Here is a 21,844-nt window from a genome sequence, read left to right on the forward strand (position 1 = left end):
GGCAAATAAACATCCAGGGAAGGTTGGGAGGCTAGTAGCTTCCCTGGTTAGGAAAATGGAGGACGGGTAAGCGCGCGCCTCGGAAAACTTCCTCGCTACCCTCACTGAGACTCAACACCAACTCTTGCACTATAGGAATGGCAGCAAAAGCCACAACCACAGGGGTTGTGGCCAACCCCAAAAGCAAATCGGAAGGTAAAAGGGGGGTTTTCGGGGCTATAGGGTCGGAAACAGGGGTATCATCAGCAGAAGACATCTGTAACTTGCCTCAACAGTTGGTTAAGCTAACTATGCCAGAAGATGTGATCCGGGGCAACCTTCCCGTCAGAGAGGCCGCTGAGTTATGCTGAATATGTGCGGGCGGGTCGCTACCGCGTCCCCTGGGAAAATTGACTATGGGAATATGTATAATGGTATTGTCGGGGCTTAATTAGCCGGTTAGACTCTCGAAACGAACATAAAAACAGTAAGATCGTGGCAAGCAGTGGCCTGTCTGGTGCTGCCAAGAGTTGGGAAGCGAGGTCAGTTGGTTCTTTCAGGAGTTTAAGCCTGAGAGTACCCATGAACCCGGAATTCGGAATTGTGTAGATTGTAACTTATTTTGGCGTAATGTAGCGCGTGGTTAGGGATTATTCAGGATTAACGCAATGGTCAATTGATGCGATCGCCACAGCCGGGGTTGAGGTACAGACCAGGTTGCGAGGGAATCATTTACATATTTTGTGCGAGGGACAGCCCTCTCCTCGAGAGACGGTGGTGGTGTCTCAATTCAAGATGGCTTTAGACCGCACGCCACTAGAATCCTTGCTGCCCCGCGATGCGCCGAAAATTTATAAGATATTTGTTTCGGGTCGCGAGACAGGTGCTAAACGCCCGGAGTGGACGGTTAAACTGGATTATCCGACTTCGGCTACAGTACACGCACTGCACCCTCGGTCAACAGGAGATCAGGGTCAGGGTGTGGGACTGCGTAAATGGTTGGGGGATATAGCCGATCGCACATTCATTGGCGATCGCCCATCTTCCTCAACGACTACTGTTTCTGACCAGCCCCGGGTCATCATTACCCCGGTTAATGACACGGAGGCGGAAAATCAGCAGCCACCAACTGACCTAGCTACCCCTCCCGATAGTCCGGTGGAACCAGCCCTAGTGGCAACCCCGGAAAATTTAGCCCGCCGGGGTAATCCTGATGCGATCGCCAGTATTCTGAGCGAAATTATGGGCGGGTTGGGGGTCAGCGTCAAAGTCAGCATTCGCAACCAGAAAAGCGACAAATCAACCCTATGGAGATCTAAACGGCGGCGGTTATGGGTACTGTGTGAGTCAGCCTACAGCCCAGACCCTTCCCTATTAGCGGAACCTATAGCTAGTAGACTGCGGGAATTGCAACTGCAAGAGTTCCGCGATGCCTGCATTTTACTAAGGGTGGAAGGGGAAACTAAAGCGGATTGGATGCTACGGATTGACCTAACTCCCCCCGATCGCATTCTGAAAGATTGGGCGCGCTGGGGAGACTCTGAGGCGATCGCCATTCTGCTTAATCAAAAACTAGCGGCACTAGATATTGGACTTAGGGCGACTCTGAAAGAATCTACCCTACACCTGTTTTGTCACCAATTAGGAGATACGAAAAATCATCGTCGTCGCCTCTCCCCCCAGAAGGAAACCGTTGTCACCGCTTGTCGGGAAATTTTAAATGCGATCGGCCCCCAAGGTATTCGCGCCGCCACTATTTACGGCGTAGAAATCAGCCCCACAGGTAAAGAAGCCCAAAAGCCGACTTGGATTGATTGGCTAAATTTACCTGCTTTTGAACATCCCGACCTGCAAACCCCCACCCAGACCCTCGCCGCCCAAGGGGATATCGATGCGATTAAATTCCAAATTGAACGTCTGATTAACCCTGACCTAGAAACTAAACTCGCCACCGGGGGAATTAAAGTTCTGGCGTTACGCAAGGGGAAATTTATCCATGTGATGACAGAAGCGCCTACTTGTCCTTCTCAGTCTCGCGTCGCCCTCGTGATCGCTAGATTTTTACAAGCCCAAGGAATTGAAGGGGTGGAAGGAGTCCGCATCTATGGACGGCGGGCGGGTCAAAAACACCCCCTCTGGCGCTATGGTATTTCCTTAAAACCGACGGAGATAGATCAACCATTAACTGCTTCGGAAGATTTTATCGACTCAGAATTAACCGCCACGGCGGTGGGAGAACAGGTCGGACAGTTGGTATTTTCTCCGGCTATTAATGTTGATGGTGCAGATAGTGATTTGCCATCATCTCAGGTTTTATCAGCACTGCATCACCTGAGCGAAACCATTAGCCAAGTTTTGATGGCTTCTCAGTTATTTACCAGTAAAAACTGCCCAGATATTGTCGTTGAAAAAACCTCTCAGAGGTATCAGAAACGCGCTCTGGCTGTGGCTTGTGGGCTACTGGGATTGCTGATGGTTTGGCAGAGCGATCGCCTGGTGGGGAGTCTGCTTGATTCTATTGCTATGACTGCTATCTCTGCTGATATTTCGGAGGCGGAAACTGAAGGGGAACAAGTCCCTACCTTGACACAAGACCCCCCCACGGGTTGGCTATCGAGTTTACAGGTGTTGGCTGTGAGTGAAGGTGATGGGGTTTTTAATCACTCTGGTTTTACTTCCCGACCAGGAAAATCGGCGATCGCTGCTGCTTGTGATATTGATGATACTCAATGCCGTTTGTCGCAATTTGTTTACCCGACTTTCCGCAGCCAACAACTAGATGAACAGATTGTCCGCTATCAACAATATATCGCCACCCATAAAAGACCCCCAGATATACTAATTATCGGCAGTTCTCGCGCCTTGCGAGGCATTGATCCAGAGGTTTTGAGTAGGGGATTGGTAGCAGAAGGTCATCCGCCTTTACGGGTGTTTAATTTTGGCATAAATGGGGCAACAGTGCAAATTGTTGATTTAATTATTCGGCGGATTTTGCCCCCTGAACAATTGCCTCAGTTGATTATTTTAGCTGATGGGGTGCGGGCGCTAAATAGTGGTCGAGAAGACCGGACTTATCAGGCGATTTCTGCATCAGAAGCCTATCAACAAATTAGCCAAGGAACTTTTCAAATTGTCCCCCCAGATTCCTTTGAACCACCCCCAAATCTTCAGGAAACTTTGATAGCATTGACGGAAAATGCCCTAGACGGAAGGTGGGACCAACAGCAGTTTCAACAGGCTATTCAAGAACAAATTTCCCAGGTATCCCAAGCCTATAGACAGCGCGATCGCTTCAAGGCAGTTTTACAATCTATTGCTAATGGTCGCGCCTTTGCTACCCCGCCAACCCCCTCGGAACAACAGGAATTAGCCGAGGCAGAAACCGAGGAGGAAGCTAGATTTTTGCCCAATGGATTTTTGCCTTTATCGGTGCGCTTTGACCCGGAAATTTACTATCAAAATCATGCTAAGGTTTCGGGTTATTATGATAGCGATTATCAAAATTTTCAATTAGACGGCATTCAGACCCAATCTTTGAAGAATATAATCGCTTATACTCAATCATTTCGGATTCCTGTGGTATTTGTCAATATGCCACTAACTGATCATTATTTTGACCCGGTTCGCAGTGCCTATGAGGAGAAATTCCGTGAACACATGGAGAGGGTGGCTGCTGAAACGGGTTTGGTTTTTCTCGATTTGGGGTGGCGCTGGTCAGATAGTTATGACTATTTCTCTGACCCTAGTCATCTCAACCGCTATGGCGCGATCGCTGTGGCTGAATATTTGGCGACTCAAAAGGTGATTCCTTGGCCGGATAATGATATTATAACTAATCCTAAACTATAATACACTCTAGTTGTAATGATGATGGCCTTAACTGAAAGTTTACAATTTCTTTTAGATGAAGCGACGGCGGAACAAAATGTGCCGGGGGGAGTTCTTTATGTGGCAACCCCTGAAGGCAAATATGAGATAGCATCGGGTTTTTCTTATGTTACCAAACGCCATAAAGTCCAGCGTCGCGATCGCTTTCGGATTGGTGGTATTAGTCAGGTTTTTGTGGCTACGGTGGTTTTACAATTATACCAAAATCGTAGCCTTGATTTAGAAGATAATTTGACGAAATGGCTGGATCAGGAAATCTGCGATCGCCTGGAAAATAGCGATAAAATTACCATTCGACAATTGCTTAATCATAGCAGCGGTTTAGATGATTACCTGGAAACTGATGAGTTTCAACAAGCCGCTAGTCAACGGGAAAAAAATCAGTTTTTGACGGCTAAAGAGGCTATCTGTTTGGCAGATAATTTAGAATCTCTGGGGGTTCCTGGCGCGGGTCATTGTTACTCGAATACTAACTATATTTTGCTAGAGTTGATTGTGGAAGCAGTAACCGGAAATCCTCTGTATCAAGAAATGCGATCGCGGATTTTTGACCCCCTCGGTTTAAAGGATACCTTTACCGAATACCGCGAAACTCCCCCCCCGAAACACAAGAGTTGTCAAAATTGCATCAGTCCGGAAAAATTAGGCACTGGTTTAGGCGATCGTGGCTTAATTTCCAGTGCTTATGATGTGGGAAAATTTGCCGAAACCCTATTTATGACTGATGAACTCTTAAATGAGGATACCTTTGATCAAATGATTAATTGGTTTCCAGATAATGAGGGGGGTTTTTATGGCTTAGGAGTTAATAGTTGGGATGCTAAAGAATGGGGAGATGTTTGGGGATACACTGGGGGAATAGATGGTTATTCATCAGCCTTATGGCATCTTCCTGATGAGGAAATGACTATTGTAGTTTTGCTGGATGAAGATACTAATACCACTCCCGATTATATCATTGAGCGGGTTCTGGCAGTTATTCTTGAGGATGAATTTTAATCGACTGTAGTTAAGTAACCCTCTCCCCCAGCGAGGGGGTTCTGAAAACCATCTAATTATCTATGGTTGATTATTAATTACTTGTCCTCGACTGGTAAAAGCTAACCCCTGGGTTCCTGATACACCAATCATTACTGATTCCATTATCGGTTCAGAAACGGCGCTTTCTGATACCCATTCAACCAGAAAATTAGCACCAGAACCCCCGCTAGTATTGCTTTGTTCAATAAAAAACTCCATGCTGGCGAGAGGTGGCATTTTCAGGGCACTATCAAGGTAATTTTTAACCAAATTACCATCAGTATTGTAGTAACTCACAGAAGTGATAATGATGGGAGAATTTGGGTCTGTATTGCGAATACTAAGTGTACTGGCTAAATTATAAGCCTGTTGGGTGTTTCGGAAATAGATATGAGAGTAAACCGGAATATAAACAGTTTGTCCTGCTATAGCTTGAATTTCACTAATATCAATGGTTTGAGCCGCATCGGTAAATTTTTCGGTTGTAGTTGATTCTAACCCCGATTGTTGTTGACCTGTTATGGTACTTGGTTGGGGTGTACAGGCGACTAAAATCACCGCCAATATCGCCCCTATAAATATGTTGATTTTCATGATAATTTTACCCCGCAAATTGAGATTTTTAATTTTCTGACTCCGCCATTAAATCAAGTTTATTAGCTAGAGGTGATAGGGATAGACCCTGAACCAGTAAAGATACAATCACCATAAAAAAGATGACATGAAAAATCTGATTAGCACCTTGAATACCAGCGGTTAAAGGAAAAGTTGCTAAAACAATGGGAACAGCCCCCCGTAAACCTACCCAAGAAACAAATAGTTTCTCTTTTATTGGCATCTTTACTAATGATAGACAAGAAAGGGTAGCAATGGGACGCGCCACGAAAATTAAAAATAAACCCATTGCTATTCCCACCGCAGCGATAGGAATAAGTTGGGACGGAATCACTAGCAATCCTAGGTTTAAGAACATGATAATTTGCATCAGCCAAGCTAGGGCTTCATAGAAACTAAAAATATTTTTTCCTGCACTAGGAAGGTGGGAATTGCCAACCACTAAACCTGCTATATAAGCAGCCAGAAAACCATTACCACCGACAACGGTACTTAAACCATAGGTCAGCAAAGTTAGAGCGAGTGTCATTACAGAATATAGCCCTTCAGCAGTTAAATTCATGCTACGAATGGCCCAAACTGTCCCCTTGCCCAAGCCATATCCCATCGCCAGGCCCATCAACATTTGCATAATCACCGATAGGATTAAAGACCACAATGAGAACTGCCCTTGTTCCAAGATTTGCACGATTTCAATAGTTAGTAAAGCGGCCATGGGGTCATTACTGCCAGATTCAAATTCTAGCAAAGGTTGCAGATTTCCCCGCAGACCTAAATTACCCGATCGCAAAATTGAAAATACGGCGGCTGCATCAGTAGAAGAAATAATCGCCCCTAACAATAATCCTTCAGTTAAATTAATTCCTCTTACGCCAATATTAAAGGTGGAAAAGGAACCCAGCATAAACCAAGCAAAAATCCCTAATAAAAGAGTGGTTAACCCGACTCCTACTGTAGCGAGAGTGAGTCCGGGAATTAACACGGGACGAATTTTCGCCCACTTAGTATCTAGTCCGCCGGAAAATAAAATAATAGTCAGCGCCATATCTCCGATAGTCCTGGTTAATTCGGGATTGTTATATTCAATAGCGCCTATACCTTCGGAACCCGTGACAATTCCAATCATTAGGAACAGTAGCAAACTAGGAACACCTAAGTGAATGGCAGCTTTACTAGCAATGACACTAGCTAACAGCAGGATAGCAATGGCAATAGATAAATATTCGATCGCAATCATCTAAAATTTCGGTTAAGGTTTGGCGGAAACTGCTAAATATATAGCAATCTTTTTGAAAAAAGACAAGGGAGGAATTTTCCTGGAGGTCTTTATGTCATATAATAGCTGCTAAGATAGTCCGACTGTGGAGATCAGTTGCAATGAACAACCATGATGTCATTCAGTGTAGCAGTGACAGTTGGGATTTTGCCATCAATCACCGCCCAACAACGGGTTTAAATGTTCACCCCACCGCCGATGATTTGATTTTATACTTAGCCCAGAAAGCGATTGAATTTCAGCTTCCCCCCCAGATTAACCGATTTAGTGACCTTTCGACACAGTGGCATGAGGAAATCGATCGCACTTTTGGTAGCTACCAGCAAGCCTGTGTGAGGGTTAACCAGCTTTTACTAGCCCTTCATCAACTTAGGGCGATCGCCCATTGTTGTCACCAAAGCCCCATTGGTAAAAAACTCCCCGCCGCGCTGTATGTGCATATTTCTGCCCTTAACCGCCTTGACCCGCTGCTGCGCCTGTATGAACATCTAGCCCGCCAAGCGCTTAACCCAGTTCCCCCCACAACTCTGATTAAATTTCATACGGATAAACCGATTATTTCTTATTTATTTTACCCAGATTTTGATACAGATGCTCACCCGGATTTAGCCACGAGTTATCAAGTGATAGTCCCTAGGGGTAGAGTAAATTTTTCTAACTATACTAACAGCAATAACCCGCCTATCCTACACCGTAAAGAAACTTTTGTGGCGGCGGACTATCCCCTTTATGACAGTTTTTACCAATTAACCCAGATGGAGGAAAAGCTAGGATTGTTGAGTAAAAAAACTCGACTTTATAGCAGTATTGGAACCCGCCAAGGTTGGTTAAATCATCTGGTTAGATGTGGTGTGGCGATTCAGGATCATCAGGTGGTGTATCTGTCTGATCAGGAATGGGAAACAGCTACGATTACTCCTCGCATTGAACGCCACAAAGCTGCGATAATTCGGAAAAGTTTATCTCGCCCTGTACGCCTGGCGCTGGAAGCGGGATTATTTCGGGAAAATAGCAGTTTCTTTGATTATGGTTGTGGTTATGGAGGTGATTTAAAACAAATAAGCGATCGCGGTTATTTATCAGCAGGTTGGGACCCTTACTATTCCCCAGAAACTGCCCAAATTGTATCGGAAATTGTGAATCTGGGTTATGTGATTAATGTGATTGAATGTCAGGTGGAAAGACGGGAAGCATTAATTCGGTCCTGGGAGTTAACGGAAAGGGTGTTAATTGTGGCAGCGCAAATTTTGATTGATGATTGCGATCGTGGTATTATTGCTTATGGAGATGGGGTGATTACTAATCGCAATACTTTTCAAAAGTATTACCAGCAAGAGGAGTTGAAAATCTATATTGATCAGGTTTTGAATGTGGATTCAATCCCGATTGATTTGGGTGTTTATTTGGTATTTAGAGATGAATCAGAAGCTGAGAATTTTCGCGCCTCCCGATTTCGATCGCGAGTTTCTTCTCCCCGCATTTGTGTCCAGGTTAAGCGTTTTGAAGAATATCAAGAACTCCTGCAACCTTTGATAGAGTTTTTGTGCGATCGCGGTCGGCTTCCGGTGGGGTCAGAACTGCCACAAACTTCCGAAATTGAGGCAGAATTTGGAACTATTAAACGCGCTTTTAAGGTAATTATGCAAGCCACTAACTCACAAGAATGGGAAAAAGTAGCAGATCGTCGTCGCCAAGATTTGCTGGTTTATCTAGCCCTCAGTCAGTTTGGAAAACGTCCGAAATTGTCGGATTTATCTGCACAGGTCAAAAATGACATTAAAGGGTTATTTGGTAGCTATAAGAAGGCTTGTGCTTTGGCTGATGTCATGCTTTATAGTATGGGGAACCCTGATATAATTGCTGAATGCTGTTATCATAGCGAAATAGGTCAGAAGCGCCCAAACTCCCTTTGGGTTCATATTAGCGCCCTAGAGAAACTCGACCCCCTGTTAAGGGTGTATGAGGGTTGCGCCCATCAGACGATTGGACGCTTAGAAGGAACAACGTTGATTAAATTTCATATTAAAACGCCGAAAATAACCTATTTATTTTATCCTGATTTTGATACTAATCCTCATCCGGTCCTACAAACCAAAATGGCGATCGACCTGCGAGATCTCCAGGTCAGTTATCGAAGTTATCAGGGTGCTAATGCTCCGATTCTTTATGCTAAGGAAGCCTTCGTTACCCCAGACTATCCCTCGTATGAAAAGTTTGCTAAACTTACCTGTCAGGAACAAGACTGGGGGCTTCTGGATGACAAATCAGCTATTCAAACCCTCGGAGGTTGGTTAAAATGTCTGGAGGAACACTGCGCGGAAATTCGAGGACATAGAGTTTATTGGCGATCGGATGCTGATCCTTATCAGGTTAAACTGATGAAATCAGCCCGCCGAAATCGTCGCCCAAAATCCCAATCTGTGGACGACCATACCGGAACAGAAAACCAGGAAACCACACCCAGTGAGGAGTAATTCATTATCATCTTAAACCTCTCCATAGTAGCATATTTTTGTGTTTTTTAACCTGCCACGACTCATTGATGATATTGATATTAACGACCCGGACAATTGCCCTTTAATTTTAACTAACTAGGAGATAAAAGCCAGATGAATGCTGAAACATTACTAGCATCTTATGCTCAAGGGGAGCGAGATTTTCACAAGGCTATTTTAATTGGCGCTCAACTTCAAGGGGCTGATCTTAATAGCATTAATCTGAATAAAGCTAATTTGATGAATGCTACTCTTACTCAAGCGAATTTAAGTCTAGCAGAAATGATAGAAGCTAATTTAATTAATGCGGATATGGGTCATGCTAATCTCCGGGGTGCAGATTTGACCAAAGCCTATTTGAATGGGGCTAATTTGATGGGGACTTCTCTTAATCAGGCTCAACTATTTAGTACCAGTATGGGTGGTGTCAATTTAATTTATGCCCAGCTAATTGGCGCGGATCTCAGACAGGCTAACTTAACTCAAAGCAAACTGATTGGGGCTAATCTGAGTAATGCTAACCTGCAAGATGCACAACTAAATAATACTAATCTGATTGGTGCAGATATACGTGGTTCTATGTTACTCAATGTTGATTTTAGGGGGGCTAATTTGAGTAGTACTTTAATTAATGATGACACTCAGTTAGACCCTAAGTGGCGTGTGATTTGGAAAATTTCTAATCATGGGGGTCAAAAACATGATTTAACTAATGCTGATTTGACGGAAGCTAATTTAATTGGGGTGAATTTGAAAGAGGCTAATCTCAAGGGCGCAGATTTGCGAGGGGCTAATTTGAGTGGCGCTTTTTTGACTAATGCTCAAGTAGAAGGCGCTCAATTTAAAGGGGCGATTGGACTTTCGGAAAATGCCAAGTTTGACCTGAAAATTCGGGGGGCAATTGTTGATTAAATCAACTCATAAAAAGCGGGTTTTTGAGTTTATTTATTGGCTGTAAATAGCGGTAAATAGCACCAATAAACCCGCCCCTAAAGTCTGGTTTTGGTCACTGAATGTAGTTCATTTCGTAGCCAAATTTGTTAGGGTCAACTTCGTTTAAATTCAAATCTCCTAACCCATATTCAGCCCAGCGACGTTCCACCATTTTAGCGACATCTGGATCAGATTCTAAGGCTTCCCCCCATTCGTGTTCGGTTTCTGGGGGGATTTTGGTGGTCGCATCAATACCCATCCTTCCCCCTAAACCAATTTTTTCACTCGCAAAATCTAAACTATCAAAGGGGGTATGGGGGAGAATAAATACATCCCTTGATGGGTCAACTTTTGAGGCGATCGCCCATACTACTTGGCGCGGATCGCGGATATTAATATTTCGATCCACCACGATCACAAATTTGGTATAGGTAAACTGCGGTAAAGCACTCCAAAAGGCTAAAGCCGCGCGCCGCGCTTGTCCGGGATAAGCCTTATCAATGGAAATAATTGCGGCTTTGTAGCTGAGGGCTTCCATTGGTAAAAAGAAATCACAAATTTCTGATACCTGCTGGCGCAGAATAGGAGTATAAATCCGATTAAGGGCGATCGCCATCATCGCCTCTTCTTTGGGTGGTCGTCCGCTAAAAGTAGTTAAATAAATAGGATCATGGCGGTGGGTGACACAGTGAAACCTAATCAGTGGCGAATCTTCGACACCCCCATAATAACCCATGTGATCACCAAAGGGTCCATCGGGTAGCACTTCCCCTGGGGTGATAGTTCCTTCTAGGACAAATTCTGAATCTGCGGGAACTTCTAAATCCACCGTTTTACACTTAGCCAATTGTACCCCAGAACCCCCATATAATCCCGCAAATAACCATTCAGATAAATCTACGGGAATGGGAGTAGCCGCCGCCATGATAATCAGCGGATCAACACCTAGGGCGATCGCAATTTCTAACTTTTTACCATTTTCCGCCGCCTTCCGCAGATGTCTCGCGCCACCACGCACGGATAACCAGTGAACAGTCATGGTATTATGAGACTGTAATTGTAAGCGATATACACCTACATTAGGAGTTCCGGTTTCACAATCTTTAGTGATTACCAATCCTAAAGTAATAATTTTTCCCGCATCACCAGAATAAGGGCGAATCATGGGAATTTTAGTTAAATCTACCTCTTCTCCCTCAATCACCACCTCCTGACAGGGAGGAAACCAATTCCGCCCAGGTTTGGCTTTCACCACATCAAATAAAACCTTACCAAAATCTATCGCCTGGGAGATTTTTTTAGGTGGTTTAGGTTGCTGTAACATCCCCAGTTTTTTACCTAATTCTTCTAACTCCTGGGGCTGTTCCATATTCATCGCCCAACAGACCCTTTGTTCGGTCCCCAACAGGTTCACGGCTACCGGGTAAGCGGCACCTTTGACATTTTCAAATAACAGCCCAGGACCGCCACACTGTAGCATTCGGTTGGAAATTTCGGCAATTTCTAAATCCGGGTCTACCAGGGCGCTAATTCTTCGTAACTGTCCCCGTTCTTCTAATATTTTCAAAAATCCCCGCAGATCTCGTGCCATGATTTTTACAGTTTTTCAATTAACTGTTTTCTATTGTGACATAATCCTGTTAATCATGGTACTTATCAAACCTCAATTATGGTGCGATCGAACCATTATTGCCTCACTGTTCCCTCAACGGGAAATCACTATCCACGGAGTCCCGGACAGCCAGAGTCCCTGGCTCAGATGATTATAACCCTTAGATGTCCGTAGGTTTGCTGATGATCCTATCCCCTGATTATACCCAAGTATGATATCATTATCAACGTCAGGGGTATAATCTTGTTGGGGTGCGTGATTAGACCCCAAAAGAGGAGTAGTTAAGCCATTAGTCGGATGGGGGATCATAGTTATTGACGATGATCCACCCGATCGCCATCCTCCATGCTAATCTAAAGAATAGAGAACAAATTTTGACGGTTTGTGTAGGGGTATGCCCCATAAGTCGCTCGTGCCACAGACGAATAATGGAACTACGGCGGTTAATCAGATCAGTAACCTGATCTATCAGACCGTTGTGTCGTTTCAACAACAGCACCCGGAGTGCTTACATATCCGCTATCAGAGTGTTTCCTGGGAACAACCTGAGTATAAAACTAAACTGTTAGCTAAATTGAATCACGGGTTGGGTCAAGCGCCTAACCCCGAAGTATTGCTATCTTGGGTGAGATCTTATCTGAGATCTCTGCTAAATTCAGAAGCGATCGCTACTAATACCTTTAATCAACTCAAGCCTAAACTTCAGCAACTCCTCAATTACGATAAAAACCAACATCTAAATGCTTCGATTCCTAACTTAAATGGTAATGGAATGATTGATAAAGGAGCGAGTATTCTACTACTTGATGCGGAAAATATTCAGCTAAACGCTGACGCCGAAAAGTTTTTAGAAAAAATCTGTCATTATCCTTTACAAATTAGGGTGGCTTTTGCGAACTGGCGCAGTTTAGGCAAAAAAGATGCCGAGTTTCATCAACGAGGCTATCAGTTGATTCATGTACCCGCAGGAAAGGATAGCGCGGATTTCAAAATGGCAACGGTGGGGTCATCAATTTTTGTACACTATCCTACGGCGCGAGAAGTGCTGGTTTGCTCATCAGATCAAGCCTTAATTCATCTCTGTAATACTTTACAATCTCACGGTTTGACTGTTTATCATGTCCGCAAAGATCAAGACCAAATTGTGGTATTTAATAGTCAAAATGGCACGACTCAAAAATATTCCTTATCATCGTCCAAAAAAGTTATTCCCAAAGTGGAAGAATTGCTGCAACAATTGCAAGAGTTAATTGTGGCTGAACAAAAGCGCACTAATTGCTATTGGATTAAGCTAACCAAAATATCTAGCCTTTATCATCATCAACATAAATTGACTTTGAGCCAGGTAATTGCTGAACACTTTATTGATTTTAAAGTCCAGGATATTTTTCTCAAAAACCCTCTGATTTTTGCGGTACATAAAATCTCAGATCAATCTCAAATTTATGTAACTTTATTTAATGAAAATTTCACGATTTCTACGGATAGCTTACCACCCAAGACTGCCCATAAAAATAAATCAAACACTACACCGACACCAATCAAATCCACCGATGATTTAGAAAATGCGTTAGTTAGTATTATCAAAGAAATAACTAAAAAATCCCCTAATTCTTTAGTGGATGTCTCAATTTTAGCGAGTAATTTTATGACCAAATATCATGTACCTATCAATAAGTTACTTCGCCAATTGAATCATAGCAAAAAATTACCCAATTTTTTGGAGTCTTGCGGTTCCTTTCACCTCAAACAAACCTCCAGAGGTTGGCAGGTTGGTTTATTAAATCCGAACTGAGTTAATTTACCCACGATCGCCTGTCTGTATCTCTTATACTAAAAGGTGGATTGTCTCAATTATGGCCAAATTGTCATCACTAATTTATGGAGTTCGACCACATTCATATCTATGTTGAGGATGCCATAGTATCTCGCAACTGGTTTATCGACAAATTCGGATTTGAGGAGGTGGGACAAAACATCAATGATCACGATCATACAATCACCATGGCCAATGGTCCGATTTATATCCTCCTGTCCTCACCCCGCCACCCACAGAGTCCGGTGGCGAACTTTCTCCGCCAACACCCCCCCGGAATTGCTGATATAGCCTTTCGGGTAGACAATTTATCCGAAACAATAGATCGCGCTATTTCTGGCGGCGCAAAACTTCTGCAACCCGTACAAAGCCATGATAGTGCGATCGCTGCTAGTCAATGGGGAATTATTTCCGGTTGGGGTTCCTTGCAACATTCCCTGATTGAAGTTAAGGCTATTTCCCCCTATAAATGGCTTCCCGGCTGTCAATACCCAATTAAACTAAAGCGATCGCCGATTCATTTAACAGCCATTGATCATGTCGTCTTAAATGTCGAAGTAGGTGATCTCAATGTTGCGGCAAACTGGTACAATTCTGTTTTAGGACTCAACCCCGAACAAAGTTTTAACATTCAAACTGATTACTCTGGCTTATACAGTCAGGTGATGACATCCCCCCAAGGAAAAATTAAATTTCCCATCAATGAACCCGCCTCCCCAAATTCCCAGATTCAAGAATTTTTGAATTTTAACCGAGGTTCAGGAATACAACATATTGCACTGACGACAACCAACATTATTGAAACCGTTGGTTTTCTCAAAAATCAGGGTTTACAATTCTTATCAATTCCCGAAAATTATTATGATACAATCGAGGCTAGGGGAGCTGCTTGCCGACTACAGCAAGATTGGGAACTCGTCAAAAAAAATCAAATTTTAGTAGACTGGCATCCTTCAAATTCAGCATCAATGCTGTTGCAAATTTTCACCCATCCAATTTTTAATCAACCCACTTTTTTCTGGGAATTAATAGAACGTCGTCAGTCAGCACAAGGATTTGGTGAAGGCAATTTTCAGGCTCTTTTTGAAGCGATAGAAAGGCAACAGATAGACCGTAGTTAACCACCCTCAAAACCGCCTATTTATGCTCATACTTAGGAAAATATAATGACTGAACTACGACAAAACTTAATCACTAGAGACTGGGTAATTATTGCCTCAGAAAGGTCTAAAAGACCCCATGAATTTGCGCCCCCCTTGTCTAAACTAGAACCCTTACCTACCTACCGAGATGACTGTCCATTTTGTCCCGGAAATGAACATCTAACCGGAACTCAAGAGTGTTTACGACTGGCTGATAATGGTGGTTGGCGAGTGAGAGTAGTAGGGAATAAATATCCGGCTCTCTCTGATGTTGGTCAACGAGTTCGTCATGGTGAAGGTATCTTTAAATCCCTGTCGGGAGTGGGATATCATGAAGTAGTAATCGAACACCCTCGCCACGATTTAAATATTGCTTTGATGGATATTAAAGACATTAGCAATATTCTCCGGGTCTATCGCCAACGCTATGGCGAACTACGAAAAGACCCTAGAGTTGAAACCATCATTATTTTTAAAAACCACGGAGGAAGTGCTGGGACTTCTTTAGAACATCCTCACTCCCAAATTGCAGCCCTTCCTATTGTTCCCTATCAATGGCGCGATCGCGCTAGAGAAGCAGTCCGCTACTACGATGATACGGGAGAATGTCTTTTTTGTCGCACCCTAAAAGACGAACTCAAAGCAGGCGATCGCATTATTTACGCAGGGGAGCATTTTGCCGCATTTATTCCCTACGCGGCGCTTTCCCCCTTTCATACATGGGTTTTTCCCCGTAATCATGCTTCTTCCTTTGATGAAATTACGGATTTAGAAATAGAGGATTTAGCCCAAACCCTCAAAGTAGTAATGTCTCAATTTTATTTTGGTTTAAACAACCCCGATTTTAACTATACCATTCGTTCCATACCCACGGCTGAACAGCGCACGGATTATTTCCATTGGTATATTGCCATCATTCCCCGCGTTTCCTTAACCGCCGGCTTTGAACTGGGAAGCGGAATGTATATTAATACATCTGTTCCCGAAGAAAGCGCCGAATTTTTACGCTCTGTCAAAATTCCCTCTAGTATTTGAAAGATTGCTGTGGGCTGGTTCTGAGGGCCGCCTACAGGAGCAAAAAAAAGCGACCCAAGAGGCCGCTTATATCTGATGAAAACCGCGTTCTGAATTGTTAGCCTTGTTTTAGACACTAATCCAGTGAGATACTACGAAAGATGAGTGAGCTTTGATGCTCAAAATAGGTAAGTGTTATATATGATCCCAAGTTTTCCCAGATTTGGCAGTGATCGCGATCAAATAAATCAGTGAATTTACTGATGGAAATTGGTGATGGGTTTCATACCCTAAGTGCGATCGCCTCATGGTTAAAGTTGTGTTCCAGATCACATCTTCCGTCAAGCCAAGGATTTAGTTAATAGGCTCGGTATTGCCACCCCTTACCCAACCGGTGCGACCTTCATCAGTGGCGGCGCGAACCCGCTGCCATTGTCTATCCTGGCTATCTTCCAAAACGATAACCTCTTCCTGATATCCGACCCCACCGACCCGGTTAGCATCAAGGCTAGGACTATCCCTGATAATTAACCCAATGGGTTGAACCACGATCGCCCGATAGGTCCCCTCCTCTAATTGTGGCTCAGGTTCAGGCTCAGGCTCAGGAGTAGGTTCAGGAGTAGGGGTGCTGGCTGTTTCAACCACCACTGGTTGATCAGTAGCAAAAGTCGGTCGTTGGGGGAGTTCCGTCAACCTAGCGGCAAAGTACAAAGCGGCGGCCAGAGTTGCGCCCGCCAAAATCAAGATAGCTAGGAACACACCGACTAAAAACTTAAAGATGCCATAAAGACTCATAGTATTTTGGGAAACATTTATTATCTGATCGCGATCGCCAAAAACAATCGGCTCAATGAAACCTGATGATAGCGAACATTGGAACCACATCAAGGCGAGCCACAAATTAAATAACCTAGTCCCCGTCTAAAATAGCTTATTGAGGCTATCTTGTCGGGAAGCCAATCTAGCCTTACCCGCCGCCGCCCAATCCTGTAAAAATTGAATCTGATCGCGAGCAGTACGAGCCAGAGGTATCATTTGACTGGCGGCTTCCAGTATATCCTCAGTGGTGAAATCACGATTTTGACTGAAACCAATGTGCATAGCTTCAATCAAAGTTTGCTCAATTTCCGCCCCAGAGAAATCCGGCGTTTCATAAGCTAGGCGATCGATATCGTAATTTTTGAGACCTTGGGGGCGCAATTTAGTTAGGTGTACCTCAAAAATCGCTTTCCGCTCATCTTGGTTAGGCAAACCCACAAAAAATATCTCATCAAATCTACCCTTACGCAGAACTTCTGGCGGTAAAGATTGGATATTATTAGCAGTAGCCACGACAAAAACCGGAGAAGTTTTTTCAGCCAACCAAGTGATCACAGTGCCAAATACCCGGCTAGTTGTACCGGCATCCCCTTTACCATCAACCCCCGCAAAGGCTTTATCTATTTCATCAATCCATAGGACACAGGGAGCGAGAGCCTCTGCTAACTGAATCATTTGGCGAGTCCGAGATTCCGACTCCCCTACCAGTCCCGCAAACAACCGCCCCACATCTAAACGTAATAAGGGTAAATGCCAATGGTGAGCGATCGCCTTAGCCGTCAGAGATTTACCCGTCCCCTGAATCCCCACCAGTAGCAAACCACGGGGATAGGGCAATCCATACTGTCGCGCCCGTTCCGAAAAAGCGCCGCCCCGCCGCAGTAGCCAATCTTTGAGGTTATCGAGTCCGCCAATATCAGATATATTTTCCTTGGCGGGGTAGAAATCCAAAATTTGAGTTTGGCGAATAGTTTGGCGTTTCTCTTCCAAAATCAGCTCTATATCACTGGGTTGTAGTTCCCCATGATTAGCGATCGCCTTAGCCAAAATCCGGCGAATGCGCTCCAGAGACAGACCCTGAAACGAGCGCACCATTTCATCTAACAGACGTGGCTCTGGGGTTTTTCCCGTTGCCATCAATAGGCTTTCCACCGATTTAGCAATAGTGAGGCGATCGGGCAATGGAAATTCCAGAATCGTGATCACTTCGCTGAGGTCTTCAGCAATAGTAACTTGGGGGGAAATAATCACCAAATTTTTCGGTTGAGACTTGAGGCGACGCGCCAGATTACGGATTTTACGAGAAATGGAAATATCATCTAAAAACCGATGAAAGTCCCGCAAAATAAAAATCGCCGGTGTCGTGTCCGGCACTTTTTCCACAAACTCCAAGGCGAGGAGGGGGTTACGAACTGCAAATCCCATATCATTAGGATTTCCCTCGTTGTAACCTTCTACAAAATCCCACACATAAACTGCTCGATTTCCTTGGTTCAAACCTACCTGCTTGATAGTTAACTCAAGGCGCTCCTCCTCTAATGTGGGAATATAAATCACCGGATAGCGCGATCGCAGTAATAATTCAAACTCCTGGTTAAATTGGCTCATGGCTTTTTTATCCAGATAATTGTTTTTTTAACGCTTCCAAGGCTGCCCAGCGGTGATCTATCGCTGAATCTACTGATTCCGAAACCTCAGTCGGGGCCGTAGGTACTTGACACATCGTGTCACACAGTTGACGACCTGGTAATTCCAAACACAACTGCTGATAAAACCAATCCGTAGGAGAAAAATGCCCTTGAGGGTCTAGGGTTTCCACCAAATCCTCAAAAGCCACCTCCACCTCTTCAGCGATCTGGTAATCAGATGATTTTTCTAACCAGATCGCCTCACTCGTCAGAATTTTCAAGCGGTGGTTGTACTGTTTCAGACAGCGATCGCAAGTCAAAGTTACAATCGTCTCCGCACGACCCTGGACATCCAAAAATGTCGTCTTATGACTAACTCGCATATACCCTCGCACCGGAGTCAGGGTATCCAAACCCGGGATAAACTCCTCAAACTGAAACTCCACCGTCCGCTGATGTGCATTAAGCAAATGAGGGATGTAAATAGCATCCATAATCTTGTGGCCGTCGCTTATTGTGCCAAAATGTTTGTCAGGCTTTCACTTTAATCACTAGACGGCGATCGGGTTCACTCCCCTGACTATAAGTTTCCACACCCTCACTATCCTTGAGAATATTATGGATTAGCCGTCGTTCCACCGAAGATAGAGACTTAATTTCCAACTCTATCCCCGTTTGTCGCACCTGACTCGCCGCATTTTCCGCCAAAGCTCTTAACTCTTGGTAGCGGCGGGCACGATACCCATTTAGCTCCACAGTATAAGCCACTTTTTCACCGTTGTCTTTCCCCAAATTCAGAATCGTATTAACCAAATACTGAATCGAATCGAGTCCCTCACCACCATCACCAATCAGATTTTTAGCCTGTTCAGGGGATAGATTGGGACTGTCAATGGTTAACCAGCAGGAGTCTTCCTCCTGCGTAGGGACAACATCACCCGAAATATCTCCGAGTTTTAGGAGTTCCTCTATCCACTCCTGACCTCGACTAATTTGAGTCTTGTCCATTGCTTAGTTTATGCCTTCTTCTTAGAATGTCCGCCTGGTTCAAAAGGAAGTGAAGCACGTCCACTTTCACCTGGTTTCTTGTCTTTTTTGTCTTTTTTGCCGGTTTGTCTCTCCGACTCCTCCACAATTTTCTGGAGATTTTCCGGTAAAGGTTCTCGCGACAAGATAAACGCCTGACCTGTTTGGAAAATATTAGCAATCAGCATATACAGTAAAACACCAGCCGGTAGTGGGAAGAAGAAAAACATCCCCGTAAATAAAACTGGCGTGATTTTGTTAACCGTATCTTGTTGAGGATTACCCGAACTACCTTGATTTTGACCAGAGAGGACCTGGTTAATATACAAACTAATCCCGAATCCCAAAATCATGCCCACTATATCCCAGTGGATATTACCATCATCATCAAAAGCTCCTACCCGTCCCAAGGCATCAATAAACAAAAATCCCTTATCAGCAGCAATTCCTTTCAGGCTGGCTTGGATTGTCACTTCACCCGGTTTGACAGCTACCAAATTCCCTTCATCATCAATCTGAACCTTATCTTCCCCTTTAGTTACCATCCAATGGGGTTTAACTTTGGGGTTTTCGTAACTATCCAGCTTTGACTGTAGACTTTCCCCTTGTGCTGTTTGAAATTTCACCTGGGTTTTTTGTCCCACTGCCAAATTATTACCAGTATCAATCAAAGCCTGTACGGAAGAGTGAACACCATCTGCTACATAAACATTCTGAGCCTTACTCTTATATATTTGCGGTTGAATTTGCTCAATTTGTTCTTGGGGAAAAATTTGCAGGTCAATGGCGTAGTTAACATCCGAGAAGGGTGATCCTCGCAGGGTAGCAAACAAAGCAAATAGAATTGGCATCTGTAGCAGTAGTGGAAAGCAACCCGCCAGAGGATTACCCAATTCCTTATATACTCTGCTCATCTCTTCGCGTTGTTTCACCGGGTCATCTTTATAGAGCTTTTGGATTTTGTCCACTCGCTCTTTCATCAGCGGTTGTGTCACCTTCATCCGCCGCATATTCCGAATTGACCCGGCATTCAGCGGATATAGTGCAAAACGAATCACCAGAGTTAAGGCTACGATCGCCAAACCGTAACTAGGGACGATCCCGTAGAAAAAATCCAGGATCGGTAACATCAAATTGTTGGAAAGAAACCCAATACCAAAGTCCATGCGTCAAGAGTTAACCTAGCTGCTTGATTTTTTATACAAATTTTAACAATTAAGTTCCCAGGGTGGAACTTTTTTGCGCCATCTGATTGAATCTATATTTCCTGATTGTCTATGACCACAAGGAAATATAATCAACCACTATGGGTGAATTTTAAGTTACTGACCGATCACACCCGGCGATCTTCCCTGTTTTTGAGCAATTTTTTCACTAATGTAGTCGTAAAGCTCTCTAAATCTCGGTAAAGCTCTTAGTTCCAGACGGTTGCCATTTTTCAGGGTTAGCACCATATCTCCCCAGGCTCCGAATCCCCTAGGCACTTTGGCGACACTCACAATTTCTGAGTACACCACATCAGTGCGATCGCGTCCCATCCATCCTCCAATCACAGAAACCCGGCGGTTAGTAATACGATAACGCAGCCACAGTGCGCGGACCACTGCTCCCACAGTCAAAGGCAAGCCGATAATCGTAAATCCGATCAGTAAATTTATAATCAGATCACCAATATGGGGCCCACCTTCATAAAAGCTCTCCTCCCGAATGCCCATGTAAAACCTCTGCTTGTACTAACAACTTTTCTAATTCTCGCAGAATTTCTGCATAATTGCACTCGATCGCCGTTGGCTTGACCACAATCACCACATCCCAACCTGGCGAGATTGTTGGTAATAACTGTCGCAGTCCCGCTCTAATTTGTCGTTTGAGCAGATTTCGTCGCACCGCACGCTTGCTAACCTTCTGACTGATAGAAATACCAAACCTACTCGCGGGGACCCCTGCATCCATCTCAGGCGGAACTAACCGTTTTAATGCTCTCAGGGTTAAATGAGCAGTTTTACGATGTAGTCCCCTAGTATAGACTGCCTTAAAATCTTTGGGAGCGCGCAGTCGATTTACTTGAGGCAACATTTTGATTTGATCAGTTATAGCAGTGGATACCTAGACCAGCGAGGGCGCATCACCCGGCGGGAATAGAAGCTAGGGCTCATATCAATCGCCAAGCGTGAGCCCATCGCTTGCGTATCAGGGTTATGACCACTGCTTTGACACTCCCCCAAATCCATTGAAAGTCTGCCACCAGTGAAACGGATATCCCTTAAACAGATAACCGTGACCGTCCTTTTTTCCGGCGAGACCTAATCACCGCACGACCATTTCTCGTCCGCATCCGTACCCGAAACCCAGATACTCTCTTTTTCTTACGGCTAGTTCCTTTGAGTGTTTGTTGAGCCATTTGCCTATCCTCCCACAATCAGTGTTAAAATCACAATCTCTAATTGTAGCACATACACTGATACATTTACGCGGCATTTTTCCGGTTGTTCCCGGACAATGCAACGATAGCACTATTACCCGTTAAGGTAACAGAGGCGGTATCCCGCAAAGCTTTTAGAAAGATTCCAAAAGCACCGTT

General features: G+C 44.3%; 19 protein-coding genes. 7 read left to right on the forward strand and 12 right to left on the reverse strand.

The genetic code is table 11. The annotated features are described in order from the left end of the window. Positions 1-31 precede the first annotated feature (31 nt). Positions 32-256, reverse strand: a complete 225-nt coding sequence (locus tag ACTIE0_RS09205; RefSeq protein ID WP_006622004.1) for a hypothetical protein — start codon at positions 254-256, stop codon at positions 32-34. A gap of 362 nt (positions 257-618) precedes the next feature. Here ACTIE0_RS09205 and ACTIE0_RS09210 point away from each other — a divergent pair, with 362 nt between their 5' ends. Both ACTIE0_RS09210 and ACTIE0_RS09215 read left to right on the forward strand, forming a co-directional pair. Continuing rightward, positions 619-3,828, forward strand: a complete 3,210-nt coding sequence (locus tag ACTIE0_RS09210) for an SGNH/GDSL hydrolase family protein (protein ID WP_315662572.1) — start codon at positions 619-621, stop codon at positions 3,826-3,828. A gap of 18 nt (positions 3,829-3,846) precedes the next feature. Continuing rightward, positions 3,847-4,866: a serine hydrolase domain-containing protein gene (locus ACTIE0_RS09215; protein WP_318285944.1), complete on the forward strand. Its 1,020-nt coding sequence runs from the start codon at positions 3,847-3,849 to the stop codon at positions 4,864-4,866. 60 nt (positions 4,867-4,926) lie between these two features. On the opposite strand, the gene ACTIE0_RS09220 is transcribed toward ACTIE0_RS09215, so the two are convergent. Both ACTIE0_RS09220 and ACTIE0_RS09225 read right to left on the reverse strand, forming a co-directional pair. Next, positions 4,927-5,481 (reverse strand): DUF3124 domain-containing protein, encoded by a 555-nt coding sequence (locus ACTIE0_RS09220; protein ID WP_006622007.1) that lies wholly within the window; start codon positions 5,479-5,481, stop codon positions 4,927-4,929. A gap of 28 nt (positions 5,482-5,509) precedes the next feature. Next, complete coding sequence (locus tag ACTIE0_RS09225) at positions 5,510-6,739, reverse strand: potassium/proton antiporter (RefSeq protein ID WP_008051942.1); 1,230 nt, start codon at positions 6,737-6,739, stop codon at positions 5,510-5,512. A gap of 140 nt (positions 6,740-6,879) precedes the next feature. Between ACTIE0_RS09225 and ACTIE0_RS09230 the strand changes: the two genes are divergently transcribed. Both ACTIE0_RS09230 and ACTIE0_RS09235 read left to right on the forward strand, forming a co-directional pair. Then, positions 6,880-9,252, forward strand: coding sequence for a DNA phosphorothioation-associated putative methyltransferase (locus ACTIE0_RS09230; protein ID WP_006670708.1), 2,373 nt, complete (start codon positions 6,880-6,882; stop codon positions 9,250-9,252). 135 nt (positions 9,253-9,387) lie between these two features. Continuing rightward, the gene (locus ACTIE0_RS09235) at positions 9,388-10,185 is read left to right on the forward strand and encodes a pentapeptide repeat-containing protein (protein WP_006670707.1); all 798 of its coding nucleotides are present in this window, start codon (positions 9,388-9,390) and stop codon (positions 10,183-10,185) included. Between the two features lie 94 nt (positions 10,186-10,279). On the opposite strand, the gene ACTIE0_RS09240 is transcribed toward ACTIE0_RS09235, so the two are convergent. Then, positions 10,280-11,797: a UbiD family decarboxylase gene (locus tag ACTIE0_RS09240; protein ID WP_006670706.1), complete on the reverse strand. Its 1,518-nt coding sequence runs from the start codon at positions 11,795-11,797 to the stop codon at positions 10,280-10,282. 415 nt (positions 11,798-12,212) lie between these two features. Between ACTIE0_RS09240 and ACTIE0_RS09245 the strand changes: the two genes are divergently transcribed. The 3 genes from ACTIE0_RS09245 to galT all read left to right on the forward strand — a co-directional run bounded on the left by ACTIE0_RS09245 (position 12,213) and on the right by galT (position 15,811). After that, positions 12,213-13,613 carry an NYN domain-containing protein gene (locus ACTIE0_RS09245; protein ID WP_006622013.1) on the forward strand — a complete coding sequence of 467 codons (1,401 nt, stop codon included), beginning with the start codon at positions 12,213-12,215 and terminating at the stop codon, positions 13,611-13,613. 86 nt (positions 13,614-13,699) lie between these two features. Beyond that, positions 13,700-14,755: a 4-hydroxyphenylpyruvate dioxygenase gene (gene hppD / locus ACTIE0_RS09250; RefSeq protein WP_006622014.1), complete on the forward strand. Its 1,056-nt coding sequence runs from the start codon at positions 13,700-13,702 to the stop codon at positions 14,753-14,755. A 45-nt stretch (positions 14,756-14,800) separates the two neighbouring features. After that, positions 14,801-15,811 carry a galactose-1-phosphate uridylyltransferase gene (gene galT, locus ACTIE0_RS09255; protein WP_006622015.1) on the forward strand — a complete coding sequence of 337 codons (1,011 nt, stop codon included), beginning with the start codon at positions 14,801-14,803 and terminating at the stop codon, positions 15,809-15,811. A gap of 333 nt (positions 15,812-16,144) precedes the next feature. On the opposite strand, the gene ACTIE0_RS09260 is transcribed toward galT, so the two are convergent. The 8 genes from ACTIE0_RS09260 to rpmH all read right to left on the reverse strand — a co-directional run bounded on the left by ACTIE0_RS09260 (position 16,145) and on the right by rpmH (position 21,664). After that, a complete protein-coding gene (locus ACTIE0_RS09260; protein WP_008051939.1) occupies positions 16,145-16,585 on the reverse strand; it encodes an SH3 domain-containing protein in 441 nt (146 codons plus the stop codon). 126 nt (positions 16,586-16,711) lie between these two features. Further along, on the reverse strand, positions 16,712-18,217 hold the full coding sequence (locus ACTIE0_RS09265; RefSeq protein ID WP_006622019.1) for an AAA family ATPase: 1,506 nt from the start codon (positions 18,215-18,217) through the stop codon (positions 16,712-16,714). Positions 18,218-18,224: 7 nt separating this feature from the next. Continuing rightward, positions 18,225-18,731 carry a YceD family protein gene (locus ACTIE0_RS09270; RefSeq protein ID WP_006622020.1) on the reverse strand — a complete coding sequence of 169 codons (507 nt, stop codon included), beginning with the start codon at positions 18,729-18,731 and terminating at the stop codon, positions 18,225-18,227. Between the two features lie 37 nt (positions 18,732-18,768). Beyond that, positions 18,769-19,245: a Jag family protein gene (locus ACTIE0_RS09275; protein ID WP_006670705.1), complete on the reverse strand. Its 477-nt coding sequence runs from the start codon at positions 19,243-19,245 to the stop codon at positions 18,769-18,771. Positions 19,246-19,253: 8 nt separating this feature from the next. After that, entirely contained in the window at positions 19,254-20,429 is a 1,176-nt protein-coding gene (gene yidC / locus ACTIE0_RS09280; RefSeq protein ID WP_006622022.1) for a membrane protein insertase YidC, read from the reverse strand. Positions 20,430-20,585: 156 nt separating this feature from the next. Then, positions 20,586-20,978, reverse strand: a complete 393-nt coding sequence (locus ACTIE0_RS09285; RefSeq protein WP_006622023.1) for a PH domain-containing protein — start codon at positions 20,976-20,978, stop codon at positions 20,586-20,588. Next, positions 20,950-21,339: a ribonuclease P protein component gene (rnpA, locus tag ACTIE0_RS09290; RefSeq protein ID WP_006622024.1), complete on the reverse strand. Its 390-nt coding sequence runs from the start codon at positions 21,337-21,339 to the stop codon at positions 20,950-20,952. Before rnpA ends, ACTIE0_RS09285 begins: the two co-directional genes overlap by 29 nt. Before the next feature lie 187 nt (positions 21,340-21,526). Then, positions 21,527-21,664 carry a 50S ribosomal protein L34 gene (gene rpmH, locus ACTIE0_RS09295; protein ID WP_071533534.1) on the reverse strand — a complete coding sequence of 46 codons (138 nt, stop codon included), beginning with the start codon at positions 21,662-21,664 and terminating at the stop codon, positions 21,527-21,529. Positions 21,665-21,844: the final 180 nt, after the last annotated feature.

It is taken from the genome of Limnospira sp., assembly GCF_051859755.1.
Taxonomy (GTDB): Bacteria; Cyanobacteriota; Cyanobacteriia; order Cyanobacteriales; family Microcoleaceae; genus Limnospira; species Limnospira fusiformis.